Source organism: Methyloglobulus sp. (genome assembly GCF_046714055.1).
Classification (GTDB): Bacteria; Pseudomonadota; Gammaproteobacteria; order Methylococcales; family Methylomonadaceae; genus Methyloglobulus.
Genome location: NZ_JBKKBJ010000126.1, coordinates 1 through 14,631, shown reverse-complemented (window position 1 = coordinate 14,631; position 14,631 = coordinate 1). Strand labels below are relative to the sequence as shown.

16 protein-coding genes and 1 pseudogene are annotated in these 14,631 nt (G+C 46.0%); 6 read left to right on the top strand and 11 right to left on the bottom strand.

Annotation, left to right across the window (positions count from 1 at the left end; genetic code table 11):
• Window positions 1–464, top strand: a 464-nt coding sequence (locus ACLQ6D_RS07795; protein ID WP_411726723.1) for a DUF2058 domain-containing protein, incomplete at its 5' end; no start/stop codon positions are given.
• 25 nt (window positions 465–489) lie between these two features.
• On the opposite strand, the gene ACLQ6D_RS07790 is transcribed toward ACLQ6D_RS07795, so the two are convergent.
• Window positions 490–1,557, bottom strand: a complete 1,068-nt coding sequence (locus ACLQ6D_RS07790) for an asparaginase (RefSeq protein ID WP_411726722.1) — start codon at window positions 1,555–1,557, stop codon at window positions 490–492.
• A gap of 61 nt (window positions 1,558–1,618) precedes the next feature.
• On the opposite strand from ACLQ6D_RS07790, the gene ACLQ6D_RS07785 reads away from it, so the two are divergent.
• Entirely contained in the window at window positions 1,619–2,107 is a 489-nt protein-coding gene (locus tag ACLQ6D_RS07785; protein ID WP_411726721.1) for a dihydrofolate reductase, read from the top strand.
• A 90-nt stretch (window positions 2,108–2,197) separates the two neighbouring features.
• On the opposite strand, the gene ACLQ6D_RS07780 is transcribed toward ACLQ6D_RS07785, so the two are convergent.
• From ACLQ6D_RS07780 to mpl, 4 genes are all read right to left on the bottom strand, one after another.
• On the bottom strand, window positions 2,198–2,692 hold the full coding sequence (locus tag ACLQ6D_RS07780; RefSeq protein WP_411726720.1) for a hypothetical protein: 495 nt from the start codon (window positions 2,690–2,692) through the stop codon (window positions 2,198–2,200).
• Window positions 2,693–2,840: 148 nt separating this feature from the next.
• A complete protein-coding gene (locus ACLQ6D_RS07775) occupies window positions 2,841–4,472 on the bottom strand; it encodes an ATP-dependent nuclease (protein ID WP_411726719.1) in 1,632 nt (543 codons plus the stop codon).
• A gap of 74 nt (window positions 4,473–4,546) precedes the next feature.
• The gene (locus ACLQ6D_RS07770) at window positions 4,547–4,708 is read right to left on the bottom strand and encodes a hypothetical protein (protein WP_411726718.1); all 162 of its coding nucleotides are present in this window, start codon (window positions 4,706–4,708) and stop codon (window positions 4,547–4,549) included.
• 15 nt (window positions 4,709–4,723) lie between these two features.
• A complete protein-coding gene (gene mpl / locus ACLQ6D_RS07765) occupies window positions 4,724–6,076 on the bottom strand; it encodes a UDP-N-acetylmuramate:L-alanyl-gamma-D-glutamyl-meso-diaminopimelate ligase (RefSeq protein WP_411726717.1) in 1,353 nt (450 codons plus the stop codon).
• A gap of 269 nt (window positions 6,077–6,345) precedes the next feature.
• Here mpl and apaG point away from each other — a divergent pair, with 269 nt between their 5' ends.
• On the top strand, window positions 6,346–6,723 hold the full coding sequence (gene apaG, locus ACLQ6D_RS07760) for a Co2+/Mg2+ efflux protein ApaG (RefSeq protein ID WP_411726716.1): 378 nt from the start codon (window positions 6,346–6,348) through the stop codon (window positions 6,721–6,723).
• A 4-nt stretch (window positions 6,724–6,727) separates the two neighbouring features.
• On the top strand, window positions 6,728–7,546 hold the full coding sequence (locus ACLQ6D_RS07755; protein WP_411726715.1) for a symmetrical bis(5'-nucleosyl)-tetraphosphatase: 819 nt from the start codon (window positions 6,728–6,730) through the stop codon (window positions 7,544–7,546).
• 551 nt (window positions 7,547–8,097) lie between these two features.
• Here ACLQ6D_RS07755 and ACLQ6D_RS07750 read toward each other — a convergent pair.
• The 5 genes from ACLQ6D_RS07750 to cobO all read right to left on the bottom strand — a co-directional run bounded on the left by ACLQ6D_RS07750 (window position 8,098) and on the right by cobO (window position 11,178).
• A complete protein-coding gene (locus tag ACLQ6D_RS07750) occupies window positions 8,098–8,289 on the bottom strand; it encodes an AI-2E family transporter (protein ID WP_411726714.1) in 192 nt (63 codons plus the stop codon).
• Window positions 8,286–9,158, bottom strand: coding sequence for an AI-2E family transporter (locus ACLQ6D_RS07745; protein WP_411726713.1), 873 nt, complete (start codon window positions 9,156–9,158; stop codon window positions 8,286–8,288). Before ACLQ6D_RS07745 ends, ACLQ6D_RS07750 begins: the two co-directional genes overlap by 4 nt.
• 133 nt (window positions 9,159–9,291) lie before the next feature.
• The gene (locus ACLQ6D_RS07740) at window positions 9,292–9,642 is read right to left on the bottom strand and encodes a cold shock domain-containing protein (protein WP_411726712.1); all 351 of its coding nucleotides are present in this window, start codon (window positions 9,640–9,642) and stop codon (window positions 9,292–9,294) included.
• A gap of 313 nt (window positions 9,643–9,955) precedes the next feature.
• Window positions 9,956–10,357, bottom strand: coding sequence for a hypothetical protein (locus ACLQ6D_RS07735; RefSeq protein ID WP_411726711.1), 402 nt, complete (start codon window positions 10,355–10,357; stop codon window positions 9,956–9,958).
• Between the two features lie 236 nt (window positions 10,358–10,593).
• Window positions 10,594–11,178: a cob(I)yrinic acid a,c-diamide adenosyltransferase gene (cobO, locus tag ACLQ6D_RS07730; RefSeq protein WP_411726710.1), complete on the bottom strand. Its 585-nt coding sequence runs from the start codon at window positions 11,176–11,178 to the stop codon at window positions 10,594–10,596.
• A gap of 215 nt (window positions 11,179–11,393) precedes the next feature.
• Here cobO and ACLQ6D_RS07725 point away from each other — a divergent pair, with 215 nt between their 5' ends.
• Together ACLQ6D_RS07725 and ACLQ6D_RS07720 are read left to right on the top strand one after the other, a co-directional pair.
• A complete protein-coding gene (locus tag ACLQ6D_RS07725; protein ID WP_411726709.1) occupies window positions 11,394–13,688 on the top strand; it encodes a Tex family protein in 2,295 nt (764 codons plus the stop codon).
• Window positions 13,689–13,744: 56 nt separating this feature from the next.
• On the top strand, window positions 13,745–14,341 hold the full coding sequence (locus ACLQ6D_RS07720) for an exosortase system-associated protein, TIGR04073 family (RefSeq protein ID WP_411726708.1): 597 nt from the start codon (window positions 13,745–13,747) through the stop codon (window positions 14,339–14,341).
• A gap of 61 nt (window positions 14,342–14,402) precedes the next feature.
• Here ACLQ6D_RS07720 and ACLQ6D_RS07715 read toward each other — a convergent pair.
• Window positions 14,403–14,631, bottom strand: a pseudogene (locus ACLQ6D_RS07715) (tRNA (guanosine(46)-N7)-methyltransferase TrmB); the annotation flags it as partial.

Sequence of the window (14,631 nt, the reverse complement as noted above, 5' to 3'; positions counted from 1 at the left end):
AGCATCACAATAAGACAGCGGCCGTTGATGAGGCTAAAGAGCAAGCCCAAAAAGCCCGGCTTGAACAAGCAGAAAGGGATCGCGAACTTAACCAACGCCGTAAACAGGAAGAAGAGCGCAAACAACTCGCCGCCCAGGTTAAGCAGTTAATTGAACAAAACCGTCTACTCCAAAATAGTGCGTTGGCAGGACAGTTTGATGACAGCCGCGCCTATCATTTTACTGATAACAACAAGGTAAAAGCGCTTTATGTTTCAAATACCATGCGCGAACAGATTACCCAAGGACAGCTGGCGATTGCCAAGCTAGGTCAGCAATATGAAGTTGTGCCTGCTGAAGTCGCGATAAAAATAAAGGCGCGTGACGAACTAAGCGTTATTGTATTCAACGAACCGGCTACCTTGGATGACAATAAGGAAGACCCTTATGCCGATTATCAGGTGCCTGATGACTTGACCTGGTAGTTTAGAGAGTATCTACATCGGCTATTTAAACATGTTCACAAGCAATATCCCTGTCGATAAAGCCGCTTATTTGCCGCCTGTCAGAAAAATTGCCGTAGGCCAGCATCAGCTTGACATAAGCCGCTTCAATCGACGTATTCCAGATCATTTCTGCCCCGTGTTCGATGAGTTCCCGTGTACTCTGGTAAGCGTTTTCTGATTTGATGGCGGGAGCGAGGTAGACTGGAGTGTCTTCATTTTGGCAATGTTTAAGGAATTCGATTAAGGAATGATTTTTGCCCCACTGGTCGGTAGCGCAGGCGGTACCCGAATGGTACAAGTCGTGCAGCACTGCATCGACGGAATCTAGTTCAAAACGGCTGTAATCCAGTCCGGGATAGGGCTTTACCATCAGGATACGGCTGGAAAATTGCGGTTTTAACGGGATAATATCGCCAGAAGCAGCCTGTTCTTTATCTTGCATGGCAGCTTCGTCGGATTTACTAGCCGCAACATTAACAGTCGTGAAATGTTGTCCGTCAAATTCCATAAAGCCTTTGCCCTGGACACTAAAAAAATCGCCGCTAAGTTGTAAAGAACAAGCCAGGCGTGTACCTCGGTGAATTTGCAGGGTTTGCCCAGCATTGCGATAAGGTACGAAGACACCTGTGGATATGTCTTGCCGTATAAACTCTACCGCGCAGATAAAGTTAGCCAAACCATTACCTTTTGGGTTATCCCCTTCTAAATAATCTAATGCATAATCACTGGAAACCAGAAAAATGGGAATGGCACTGGCATGAAAATATAAACTCATTGCCGCCGACGTATAGGCTAAGGTATCCGTACCATGGGTAATAATAATGCCGTCGTACTTGTTGGGTTGGGCAGATTCGATAGCTGCAATGACAATCTCCCAGGCGGCAGGGGCGAGATTTTCGCTTAATATCTGGATCGGTTGCAGGGTATCGAAATGGATGGACGCAGGGTCGTGATACTGTTGCTGAAACAATTGCAGCAATTTGAACGGGGCGCTGCTGGAGGTGTTGATGGTGCCGCCAGTTGCCGTAGAACCGATGGTGCCGCCAGTAAACACAAGCAGAATCTGTTTCATAGTATCATGTGACTTGAAAGTTAATGTCCGTCAAGCATAGCAAAGCCGCTTAGCCATTCAAATGAAAATATCACTCATCGTCGCCATGTCGAGTAACTGGGCCATCGGCCTTAACAACCAAATGCCCTGGCATTTATCGGCTGACCTTAAACGATTCAAAAAAATCACGATGGGTTACCCCATCCTGATGGGACGGAAAACCTTTGAAGCCATAGCGCGACCGTTACCTGGACGCACCAATATCATTGTCAGTAGAAACCCTGCTTACAGGCCAGAAGGTTGTGTGGTGGTTGACAATGTAGAAGCAGCCATAAGCCACGGGTGCCAATTGGACGATAAAGTTTTTGTGATTGGTGGCTCCACTCTGTATGAAGCGACTTTACCGATTGCCGACACCCTGTACATCACGCAAATCAATCAGACTTTTGAAGGCGATGCATTTTTTCCGGATTTTGACAAGACTAACTGGATTGAGGTTGAACGGGAAGATGTGGTTGAAGATGCTAAGGTAAGCTTTTCGTATAGTTTTTTGAAATTTCAAAAAACTTAAGGTTGGGGTGGGCGTGTAGCCTCGATGTAGTGTAACGTAATCGAGGACAATTAGAGATTAAAGCCCTCGATGCCACAAGCTCCATAATGGCTACTTGCTGGGTATGGCAATTGTTGCACCGTTGATGCGTAAGCCAATCAGTCCAGTATCTGCGGGTATGCCCAAGCTTTCAGGGATTGTATTCCAAAGAAAATCGCCCTTGATCTGATAAGTGCCAGCCGCGAGTTTAATGGCGGGAATGCCATTCCTGTCCAATATGGGCGCGGTTTTATTATTGGCGGTTACATTTTGCGGCCAGTGTTTTTGGTCGCCCGGTAAGGTAATCCAACTTTCCTTAAGGACACTCCAGTTAATCGCAAACGTGCCTTTCGTGGCAGTAAAATCCAGGTCTAACTGGCTAGGCCAGCTACAGCGTTTTTGCTCATAGCTGTTATAGATAAACGGGCAACCGAGTTCGGGTTGGTCTTGCAATACCCAGTTGCCCCAGGGTTTTAAGGGTTCTGGGACTTGTTCAGGGGCTAATGGTTTAGCATGGGTAAAAACGGTAAAAACGCCGATAAGGAAAAAAAGGATTGTTCGACCCATGAGCGTCCTCCAAAAGGAAAAAAGACTTGGAAAATAACTAAAAATTCAACTTATCGAATTTTTATTGCTGTAGCCGTACGCTGAGTGTGTTGTATAGGAACTTAAATTTATCCGAGAGGCTTAAAAATGGTATGTAATGCGTACCCTACTATTCTGACCGTACAACTGTCACAACAGCTTTTAATATCGTTTGAATATCAGCATGTAGTTCCTGTCCAGCATCGCGCATCATTCGTGTACCCTCGCTACCGAGCAAACTTTTTAAATATTCCAAAGATTCACCTGCATTGTGTTCATACATTATTTTTTTATAATGCTTAAGCCGCGAATCACCCGAATGATTTCCCTTAAGTTCGTCCTCTGTTACTGGTGAGCTTGGAGAAAGATTTTGATTTATAACTTCGGCAACTACTGCTTCTGGGTAGTAGTCCTCAATTGTACCTAGCGATAGCGTGAAAACATATTTTAAATTTGTAAGGTTATTGCTCATCATTCGATTAAGGTCGGTTGCTGTATTCTTGGCATCCTTATCCAAAACGACGATGCATGGGATGTCGTAGCTTTGAAGTAGTTGGCAAATGCCCCTTGCTTTTTCAAAATCACTACCGCCCATGTTAATAATTGCTATCCCAAGGTCAAACTCGCTAAGCCCCATCATTTCCAAAAAAACTGGAAATCCATCTTCTTCTGTGTTTCCCTCTACAAGTATTGCACAATTTCCTCCACCTTTAAGTAGAGCGTCAGAAGCCCTGATTCCAAGATCAGTCCTTATTTTTGATAGGTCGTTCGAATCAAAGATTTTTGCAATTGTATTTCCGACTGAAGTTCGTGTTAATAAAATGTTACTTTCAAACCTGCTTCTATCAATAAATACAGGGGAGTGCGTAGTAACAATTACTTGATTGGAATTACTGATTTCTTGAATAACACTGAGCAATTGGCGTTGCGCCTTAGGGTGAAGGCTATTTTCGGGCTCTTCCATAGCAAAAATAAATTGCCCTTGTATATTTGATTTCGCTATGTGTCGGAAAAGTGCGATTATTAAGTTATTCTGTGTGCCTGCACCTCTATCTTGAATTTCTATGCCTTCTACACGGTCATCGGAAAGCATTACTGAGAAAGTAATACCTTCAGTTGGGTCTATTTCAAGCTCGTCAAATCCTAACCTTATCGCATTATTGCTTAACTGTTCTCGAAGAAATAATTCCATTGATTGTCTTGGAATGTTGATAGCATTTTGTAGTACATTTTTTAATTCTGTTATTGATTGTTCAGCGCCTGCATCTTCGATTGCTTTTTTCATTTCTGCTCGCAATAGCTTCCCTAATAGCGCTGTTTTGTTCATGGAAAATTGAACGGATAAATCTCTACGAACTGGAATGAAATGAAAATTATCTTGCGAGAACCATTGGTTAAGAATAGTTTTGCTTACCGAAACTGCTGATTGATCATCAAGAATCGCTTTTGTTTCTGGGTTCGCATCAAATGAAAAAATCTTACTTATGACAATTGTGCCGTCATTTCGCACAATTTGTGCTAGGTCAGGTGTATGATTTAGTCCAGCAAAGGTGATTGTTATTCGTATTGCTGAATCAGTGTTCCGTTTGTACCAATCCTTTGGATCGTTAAGCTTTTTTCCAATAAAGAATTTATCTAAGGCATATAAAAATGAAGTTTTTCCGACATCATTTTCTCCAAGAAGCACACTGAACTGTTGTAAAGGTACTGCAACAGTTTCTAGGGCCCTAAAATTAGCTATTTCAACTTTATTTATTTTCATAACTAGTCCGACAGTATTTATAAGGCCGTAAGACGGATTAAATGTAGGGCGGATTAGCCGCGCAAATATACGACCTATCCGTTTTGTTTGTCCTTTGGGCGCGGCGTAATCCGCCAACTGCGGTTGTCACAAAAATGGCGGATTACGATGCGCGGGAAATCCTTACTTATCTGAGTTTTAGGCGGTTTGCGCGTCTCGGCAACCGCTCCATGCGTTGCCCTACCTACTGCATCCATGCAGTCGTAATTCGCCTACGCTAATGCTTCCAGCAACCGCTTGTAAATCCCCCCAAAACTGCCATTACTCATCAAGACAAAGTGGCCACCGTAACGGGCTTCCAGTTTGAGTTTTTCGACTATTTCATCCAAAGTCTGGCAGATTTCAATATTCCCGGCATATTTTTTCAAGCCGCTTAAATCCCAGCCCAGGTTTTCCGGCTGGTACAAAATTGCCATATCGGCATTATGTAAGGACTGCGCCAGGGTTTCGGTATGTACACCCAGCCGCATGGTGTTTGAGCGCGGTTCTACAATTGCGATGATACGCTCCTGGCCAACCTGTTTCCGCAATCCGTCTAATGTTGTTTCGATAGCGGTCGGGTGATGGGCAAAGTCATCATACAGGGTTACGCCATTGATCTGGGCGATCACTTCCATGCGTCGTTTGACGTTTTTAAACTCGGCTAATGCCGCAATTGCTGCACTCGGCAAAATGCCGATATGTTTCGCCGCAACAATGGCAGACAGCGCATTGTAAACATTATGGTCGCCGGTTAAGGCCCAATCGACACAACCTTGTTCTACATCTTCAAAACATACTTTGAATTGGCTACCGTCGGCTTTCACCAGTTCTGCATTCCATTGTGCATTGGCATTGATGGATGTTTTAGTAACCGGTGTCCAGCAACCCATCGCCAGCACATCATTAATATTTTCGTCACAAGCCGGGCTGATAACCAAGCCTTTGCCGGGAACCGTCCTGACCAGATGATGAAACTGCTTTTTGATAGCATCCAGGTCAGGAAAGATGTCGGCGTGGTCGTATTCCAGGTTATTCAAAATCGCCGTGCGTGGGCGGTAATGGACAAATTTCGAGCGTTTGTCGAAAAAGGCCGAATCGTATTCGTCCGCTTCTATCACAAAAAAGTCCGATTCGCCAAGCCGTGCGGAAATGCCGAAGTTTAATGGGATGCCACCGATAAGGAAACCGGGCTTAAAGCCTTGATGTTCCAATATCCAGCTTAACATGCTGGTGGTCGTGGTTTTGCCGTGGGTACCCGCTACACCTAACACCCACTTGTTTTGTAATACGTGTTCGGACAGCCATTGCGGGCCGGATACGTATCTAATTCCTTGATTGAGCACGGCTTCTACTTCTGGGTTGCCCCTGGATAAGGCATTACCGATGATGACTAAATCTGGTTTATTAGCCAGATTCTCAGCCCGGTAGCCCTCCATCAAATGGATGCCCTGCTCTTCCAGTTGTGTACTCATGGGGGGATATACATTCTGGTCGGAACCGCTGACCTGATAGCCCAGTTCCCTTGCAATCACTGCAAGCCCGCCCATGAAGGTTCCGCAAATACCTAGAATATGAATGTGCAATCTTTTTATCCTGTTGTTGGCTTAGAACGTGGTTTAAAAGCTGCTACGCTGCTCGATTGCTGCGTTGCGCGGTGCTCGAAATCCTTATGTACGCTGTGTGCATTCCGGTTTCTGCGCTCCGTGCGCCTTGCGCTCGATCTGCTCACGACGCTTTTAAAGCAAGTTCTTAGGGTTGGTGAATTATTTTTCAGTCGATGTTTGATATAAAATACGGCGTTATATTAATATGCCGACTATAACAAAACGCAAATAAGCCATATCATCCGATAATGACCGAAAAAAACAAAATATTAGTTGAAGCAACCCCGCATTTTATAGAAGTGCAATCCTCACCCAGCGAAGGGCGGTATGTGTTTGCGTACACCATTACCATCACGAATGCGGGCCTGGTTCCGGCAAAATTATTGAACCGGCACTGGTTGATTACCGATTCCAACGGCAAAGTGCAAGAAGTAAGGGGCGAAGGCGTGATCGGTGAACAACCTTATCTAAAGCCGGGCGAATCTTTTCGCTATACGAGCGGTGCGATGCTGGAAACCCCCGTTGGCACCATGCAAGGCCAATACACCATGATTTCCGATGAGGGTATCAATTTCAATGCCACAATACCCAAGTTCACCTTATCCATCCCAAGGACACTGCACTAGCTAAATGGCCATTTATGCGATTGGCGATGTGCAGGGCTGTTGTGATGAGTTGTTAAGGCTGCTTGATGCCATATCATTTGATGAACACAACGACCAGCTTTGGTTTGTCGGCGATCTGGTTAACCGGGGGGCCAAGTCACTGGAAACCTTACGGTTTATCAAATCATTAGGTAATTCGGCTGTTACCGTTTTGGGCAACCATGACCTGCACCTCCTCGCCGCAGCTTGTTCGCCACCATCAGCCAATAAAAAAGAAGCGCTCAATCAAATATTGGTTGCCCCTGACCGGGATGAATTAATAGATTGGCTAAGGCACCGCCCCCTATTCCATCACGACGAACATTTTTGCATAGTCCATGCCGGTATCCCGCCGCAATGGGATTTAAACCAGACCAAACAAATGGCGCATGCTGTGGAAACAGTGTTACAAGGCGATAGTTATAAAAGTCTTCTAAAAGCCATGTATAGCAATAAGCCTGATATTTGGTCGCCTATGCTACGCGGAACGTCCCGGTTACGCTTTATTATCAACTGCTTTACCCGGATGCGCTATTGCGATGCCGAGGGTCGGCTGGATTTCAACTTTAATGGGACTCCAGGTTCGCAGCCTGACAATCTCATGCCCTGGTTTGCAGTACCTAACCGAAAAAATTTAGATATGAAGATCATATTCGGGCATTGGTCCAGTTTGGGTTATTACGAAGGACACAATTGTTATGCCATAGACACGGGGTGTTTGTGGGGTGGGCAGTTGACGGCGTTGAGGTTGGGAGAACAGGTGCAACGATTTAGTATTGATTGTTCGGGAGCTAAAACGAGTTAGACTTAACGTGCATTTAATTAAGAAAGGTAACCAATGGACAAATCGAAAAAATTCTGCTTTAGCGGAAATATAGGCATAATGGATCGCTGTGAGATCGAATGGCTTGAAGATCAATGGGACTTCATGCTTGGCGATGATGTCTCGTGGCCTCACTATTGCCCAGATCAATTGATAGAGGAATTGGAAACATACAAAAGAACCGGGCATCGAAACCTTGTAAGCAGGGCAATTTTTTTGCCGAAAAGTTAGGGCAGTGTTTTGGTATTAAAAAGGGGAAGTTAGATTACGCGGAGATTTTGAAAATGTCACCAGAAGAGCTAATCTTTTGTGCATCGGGGTACGACACATGTATTTGTCATGCTTCGGAAGATAAAGATTCTATGAAATTCAATGTCCTATAAAAAATATTTCCCTAACGTTGGTTGAAAGTTCTACGTAATCAGGATTATCTATGCACCCAAGATTTACAGGGGTTCAGTTCAGTCTTAAATTAACAGTAAGGTTCTTATAAAGGACTTTTTTAAATTTTTCACTTTTTGTGTCATTCGATGTCACTCTTTCCCATAAAACTCACTGTCCCTGTAAATATCATGCACATGCCGTAACAGCACCATGATGATGGACGCAATGGGAAGGGCGAGCAGAATCCCCAAAAAACCGAATAGCTGACCGCCAGCCAGCACCGAAAAAATCACCGCAACGGGGTGTAGGCCGATCTTGTCACCGACCAGCGTAGGGGTCAACACCGTGCCTTCCAGGGTTTGGTTTGGCCAATTAGGAAAACAACAGCGACAGAAGCCAACTGCGTTAATTCTTGAAATTGCACTAGGGCGGCAATACAGGCGACAAGAATGCCAACGATGGCACCAAGGTAGGGGACAAAGCTGACTAACCCGGCGAGCATCCCTATCAATAAGGCCAGATCCAATCCGACTATCCAAAGCCCTAGGCTGTAAATACAACCCAGCGCCAGCATGACGTAGAACTGTCCACGGAGGAAAGCCGATAAAACGGTATTGACTTCCCCTGCGAGCTTACCCGCAGTCGGCGCTATCCTTCTGGGTAGCAAGTCGTAAACTTTGGCAACTAAAGTGTCCCAATCCCGTAATAAATAGAAGGTGACTACGGGAATTAGCAGCAAATTCATCAACCAGGCCGCTATCACGCCACCGGAACGGGAAATTGAAGTCATCGTGGTGGCAACAATGCCGCCTGCTTTCTGCCAGTGGCTTTTAACGATATTAATCAGTTCATTTGTCTCGACAGGCTTAATAGTTACTCCAAAGCGCTGTTCTAGCCAAGGTAGGACGGCGCCATTAATTTTTTCGGCGTAAGCGGGCAAACTGCTTATAAAGTTGGCAATCTGGTATTCCAGTTGGGGTATCAATAGGAATAACACCAGGGCCAGAACGAGTGACATGGCCGAGAACACGACAATTACTGATTGGGTTCTGGATAAGCGGTACGTTTCAAGCCTATCGGTAAGAGGATCCCCCAAATAGGCAAGGATAGCCGAAAATACAAACGGCATTAATACTGGCAACAGCAGGTAAACCAGCCAACCGCTCAGTGCGGTCAATGCGAGAACAAGCCACTTTTGTGAATCCGTCATCGACGATCCTTAACCGTAGCTACGTGTTTGGTTTTACAAGAAATCGGTAGTCTCAAGGATTTTTCCTGCCCCATTTTTCAATATTCAGCGCAAAAAAACACAGGCGGTCGGGTAATTGAAAAAGGGTGTTTAATTACCCACCCCCGCGAAGATACAAAAACACCGCTCCCGCAGTTATTATCAACAAGCCTACCGCTGCTGCCATGATCCACCTAAAGCTCGATTTTCCTTTGTTTAGTTTATTTGTACTTTTGTTTTCAGCGCTGACACCCTCAATACTGGCATTAATGGCCCTGAATTTGCCATTCCTATCTCTAACAACTTGATAATGAATAATGTCGCCAGGCACGGGACGGCGGCTTGCCTGTCCGATTGCAGATATATGGATAAATAAGTCCTTGCCACCGTTATCGGGGGTAATGAAGCCAAACCCCCGGTCTTCTTTCCAAGTTTTTAGGACTCCTTTCAATAATGGTTTTGTCATAAAAAATATTTTAATTATAAGTCTGTGCTACGGTTTGGCACAGCGTTGACCAAAGTCAGCCGATCCAGGAAGGTAAGTCGGGCTAACCTATCTTAGCGTTTCCAAGTAATTCGCTATGGGTTGTCATGGAAACCGCTGATTTTTTCAGCGATTCCCTTGAAGTTGTACCGGTTTTTTGTTTACAGTCAATATTTGAACAAACTGTTACCTGTACTGCACGATAAAACACTGTCCAAGATGTGCAGTGTAAAAACGTGAAGACTTTACGGTTAGGTTCCTTCATCCTTCGTAGAGCATGAAAGGTATTTGGGAACTACTCGGTTTTTCTCTGGATGACAGCTTTGTCATCAATGATTAACTCGGAAATACCGCCCATAACCGACCGTATTGTGCAGGAGGCGTTTTTAAACCCGCCTTTTTGGCTATTTTCACCCACCCACTTCATGGTGATATAGTTTTCTTTATCGCTGTTAGTCTCTGAAGGGAAATAAACCTGTTCACCTGTTTTCTCCTTGATGGCCTTGGGACACGCTTCAGTCGCCATGGTCTGCAAGTTAAAATAATTTCTGACCATGGCTGCCGATTCTTTCTGTTCGGTCGACTGCTGATTGTTAAGACCGACCATAACGAACCCCACGGCTATTGCGCCAATGACTGCTATCGCTAATTTAGCTGATTCCGACATTTTTTCTTCTGGCATATTTTCATCTGACATTTTCTACTCCTGGTAATTGTTTTATCGATTGTGTGACAGCACCCTTGGATTTTATGCGAATTACTCCACTCCAGCAATCAAAGTTGGCAATGGAAACTCTGGACAAGTTGATTTAGGTCAAGGTTTGATAAATTAACCACCATTCGTGCTGAGCCCTTCGATAAACGCAGGAGAACCCTCTCGAAGGACATAATCAGAATTCTTGATGGCTTATCTAATAAGCCAATACAAACCTATCAGAATTCAATGCCCTGCTCGGCCAGGATACCTTGCTCATAAGCATGTTTGATTTTGTTCATTTCCGTGACGGTGTCTGCAATTTCTATAACCTCAGTTGGCGCATTGCGCCCTGTCAAAATTAAATGTAGCCAGCGTGGCTTATGATTGAGGATAAAATCTGCAATTTCTTGTCCGCTTATCCAGTTATAGCCGCAGCAATAATTGATCTCATCCAGCAGGACGATATCAAATTCCTCGGAAAGAATTTTCTGTTTGCTGAATTCCCAGATTTCCCTACTGGTTTTAATGTCCTGTTCTGGGTTTTTAGTATCCCAGGTAAAGCCGTCACCCAGGGCATGCCACTCGATATTGTCAAAACGCGTAGCGGCTTTTTGTTCACCCGTTTGCCATTGGCCTTTGATATACTGAATGACGCAGACTTTCATATCCCAGCCCGCGGCCCGAAACACCATACCCAATGCGCTGGACGATTTACCTTTACCTTCGCCCATATTGACCAAAACCAGTCCGTGCCGTCTATCTCTTGATTTCATATTCCTAAAAACCGCTTTAGATTTGGTGGTTACGCGCCGTAGGGGCAATCCCTTGTGGTTGCCCGAAATTTAATTTCATGTGGCTGCCCGAAATGTAATCCTTGTAGTTGCATGGGCAGGCACAAGGCCTGCCCCTACGGTATTCGGAATACCGTAGCGTTCCTTGAGTCAAGCCTCCATAATGTAGAAAGCTTACACGAAAAGGCTTTTTATCTCATTACATATTGCTACAATGCCCCCTTGCAAACTTAATGACTCAAGAAATGGATGTAATACAACGTATCGCCGAAGAATTGTCGGTTAACGCCAAACAGGTTAAAGCCGCCGTGCTGTTGCTCAACGAAGGCGCCACCGTCCCGTTTATCGCCCGCTACAGGAAAGAAGTCACCGGCGGCCTTGATGACACGCAACTGCGTAACCTGGAAGACCGGCTAGGATATTTGCGCGAACTCAATGAGCGCCGCGACTCGATTCTGTCCAGTATCCGTTCACAAGACAAACTCACGCCGGAACTGGAAGCGGCCATTCTTGCGGCTGACACCAAAACTTTGCTGGAAGACCTCTATTTACCCTACAAACCCAAGCGGCGAACGAAAGCCCAAATTGCCAGGGAAGCAGGGCTTGAGCCTTTGGCCGATGCCATTTTGGCTGACCGTACTGTCATCCCAGGGCAACACGCCGCCAGTTATGTTAATGCTGAACTGGGCGTTATGGATACCTCCAGCGCGTTGGAAGGCGCACGGCAAATCATCATGGAACGCCTTTCTGAAGATGCTGAATTATTGGCCGGACTCAGGGAGCAACTCTGGCAAAAGGGCTTGGTTCACGCCACCGTTGTTTCTGGAAAGGAGCAGGAAGGCATCAAATTTAAAGATTATTTCGATTATCAAGAAGCGATCAGCAAAATCCCTTCGCATCGTGCCTTGGCCTTATTCCGTGGCCGCAATGAGAATATTTTATCCCTCAACCTTATTCCAGAACCGGACGAAAAAGAGGGACACGATCGTTGCGCCCAGCTGGTTGCCAACCGCCTGAATATCGCCGACACCCGCAAGCCAGCGGACGCATGGCTGGCTGAAACGGCGCGTTACGGCTGGAAAATCAAATTGTTTACCCGGATCGACCTGGACTTGAAACTGCGTTTGCGGGAAGCCGCCGAACTGGAAGCCATTCGGGTATTCTCCAGCAATTTAAGGGATTTACTGTTGGCCGCACCTGCTGGCGCAAAAGCGACGATGGGACTTGATCCCGGCATTCGCACCGGCGTCAAGGTCGCCATTGTTGATCCTACCGGTAAATTATTGGCTACCGAAACGATTTACCCTCATCCGCCCCGAAAACAATGGGATGAATCCATTGCGGTCCTGGCTAGGTTGATACAACGGCACAACGTTGATCTGGTCAGTATTGGTAACGGCACCGCATCCAGGGAAACAGACCAACTGCTTGCCGATGTCATGAAACGGCATAAAGGACTTAACTTCAGAAAAATTACCGTCTCGGAAGCTGGCGCATCGGTTTATTCGGCCTCGGAACTCGCTGCCAAAGAATTTCCCGACCTGGATGTTTCGCTACGAGGAGCGGTATCCATTGCCAGACGTTTACAGGATCCTTTGGCAGAGCTGGTTAAAATCGACCCCAAAGCCATCGGTGTCGGGCAGTACCAACACGATGTCAATCAAGCCCAGTTAGCACGCGGCCTTGATAATGTCGTTGAAGACTGTGTGAATGCGGTGGGCGTGGATGTTAACACAGCCTCAGTGTCATTACTTAAGCAAGTATCCGGGCTTTCGCCGAGTTTGGGCGAGAACATCGTCGCTTTCCGTAACCAACACGGCGCTTTTTCTGACCGCACACAACTCAAAAAAGTGCCCCGCCTGGGCGATAAGGCGTACGAACAAGCGGCCGGTTTCCTACGCATCATGAATGGCGACAATCCTTTAGATGCCTCATCCGTTCATCCCGAGGCCTATCCTGTGGTCGAAGCCATCCTGAACAGCACCGGAAAATCGATGCACGACCTGATCGGGCAAGGTCATTTATTGCGTAACCTCAATCCCGCCAATTACACCAATGAGTTCTTTGGGTTGCCCACCGTTACGGACATTTTAAAGGAACTGGAAAAACCTGGACGCGATCCAAGACCGGAATTCAAAAGTGTTGAATTCAAATCCGGTATCGAGAAAATCACCGACCTTGAACCCGGCATGAGGCTGAATGGCGTGGTCACGAATGTGGCTAATTTCGGCGCATTTGTCGATATTGGCGTACATCAGGATGGCTTGGTGCATATTTCCCATCTTTCCGATACCTTCGTCAAAGATCCCAGGGACGCAGTAAAAACTGGGGATTTTGTTAATGTGCGGGTGCTTGAAGTCGATGTTGCGCGACGACGTATTGCCTTGTCGATGAAATCAGGCATCGCCCCTGATGAACGCAAGCCAAGACCTGAACAAATCTTACAAAAAGCTGTCAATAAGCCTAAGCAGCAAACCCAGCCCCAGCCGCAAAGCTCGATGGCGATGGCAGATGCGTTTGCTAAGGCATTGAAGAAGTAAATCGCAAAAGCTCTGCTATACTGACCGTTAACAAAAACTGATATACAGGATTCAACATGATTTCATTCAGACAATTTTCTTTAGCCGCACTGTTCATGGTGTTGTTATTGGCACAAATGCCTGTATTTGCGGTTGATTATTACCAGCAACAGTTACAAAATGAACAACTACTAAAACGCGAACTCGACCGACAAAAGCAAATCAAACATAAAAGCTACGGCAGACTAGTGGGCGATAAGGCCTTGAATGGCTTAGCCAATATGACAACAGCGCCGCTTGAGATCCCCAAAAGCATCATCAATATCACAAACGAACCTGACAGCAATATTTTTTATGGCATTTTTGGCGGCATTATCCGAGGTTCTTTTGACATCGCTGGCCGGGTCATCAACGGCGCCACCGATTTTGTCACCGCACCACTCCCCACCAAACCGGTCGTCCAACCCAAATACGTGTGGGACGATTTTGACAAAACCAACTCCTACGGGCAAGTATTCCGGTTGGCTGATAGGCCCGAGATAGAACCTTTTGTTGCGCCGGAACCGCGCCCAGTTGCCGTCCAAAGCCCCCCCATTGCCGACCAGACTGAACAATACACCCAGGAAACCAACAGAAACCTGGATACGATGTTCAGAAAAGAGATGATGAAGTAGTTTCTTTGGTTTTAGAGATTACCCTATAAGGCGGAACGTCCCCTAACGGAGCTTCCGCCTTTCATTTTCTTATAAACACCAAATCCCAAACACCGTGACCCAGGCGCAAGCCACGCTGTTCGAATTTTGTTAGAGGCCGGTATGCGGGTCTTTCGCAATAGTTGTTGGTCAGGCTGGCATTGGAAAACCGTTCATCTGAGGATAAGCCTACCAGCATGGATTTAGCGTAGTTTTCCCAGTCGGTCGTGGTGTGGAAATAACCGCCTGATTGCAGTTTTTTTGCCAATAAA

Bases quoted from the DNA above. Each gene is read 5' to 3' on its own strand.
- ACLQ6D_RS07790 (WP_411726722.1), bottom strand. From the start codon at position 1,557: ATGAAACAGATTCTGCTTGTGTTTACTGGCGGCACCATCGGTTCTACG.
- ACLQ6D_RS07785 (WP_411726721.1), top strand. From the start codon at position 1,619: ATGAAAATATCACTCATCGTCGCCATGTCGAGTAACTGGGCCATCGGC.
- ACLQ6D_RS07780 (WP_411726720.1), bottom strand. From the start codon at position 2,692: ATGGGTCGAACAATCCTTTTTTTCCTTATCGGCGTTTTTACCGTTTTT.
- ACLQ6D_RS07775 (WP_411726719.1), bottom strand. From the start codon at position 4,472: ATGAAAATAAATAAAGTTGAAATAGCTAATTTTAGGGCCCTAGAAACT.
- ACLQ6D_RS07770 (WP_411726718.1), bottom strand. From the start codon at position 4,708: ATGGATGCAGTAGGTAGGGCAACGCATGGAGCGGTTGCCGAGACGCGC.
- apaG (WP_411726716.1), top strand. From the start codon at position 6,346: ATGACCGAAAAAAACAAAATATTAGTTGAAGCAACCCCGCATTTTATA.
- ACLQ6D_RS07755 (WP_411726715.1), top strand. From the start codon at position 6,728: ATGGCCATTTATGCGATTGGCGATGTGCAGGGCTGTTGTGATGAGTTG.
- ACLQ6D_RS07745 (WP_411726713.1), bottom strand. From the start codon at position 9,158: ATGACGGATTCACAAAAGTGGCTTGTTCTCGCATTGACCGCACTGAGC.
- ACLQ6D_RS07740 (WP_411726712.1), bottom strand. From the start codon at position 9,642: ATGACAAAACCATTATTGAAAGGAGTCCTAAAAACTTGGAAAGAAGAC.
- ACLQ6D_RS07735 (WP_411726711.1), bottom strand. From the start codon at position 10,357: ATGTCAGATGAAAATATGCCAGAAGAAAAAATGTCGGAATCAGCTAAA.
- ACLQ6D_RS07725 (WP_411726709.1), top strand. From the start codon at position 11,394: ATGGATGTAATACAACGTATCGCCGAAGAATTGTCGGTTAACGCCAAA.
- ACLQ6D_RS07720 (WP_411726708.1), top strand. From the start codon at position 13,745: ATGATTTCATTCAGACAATTTTCTTTAGCCGCACTGTTCATGGTGTTG.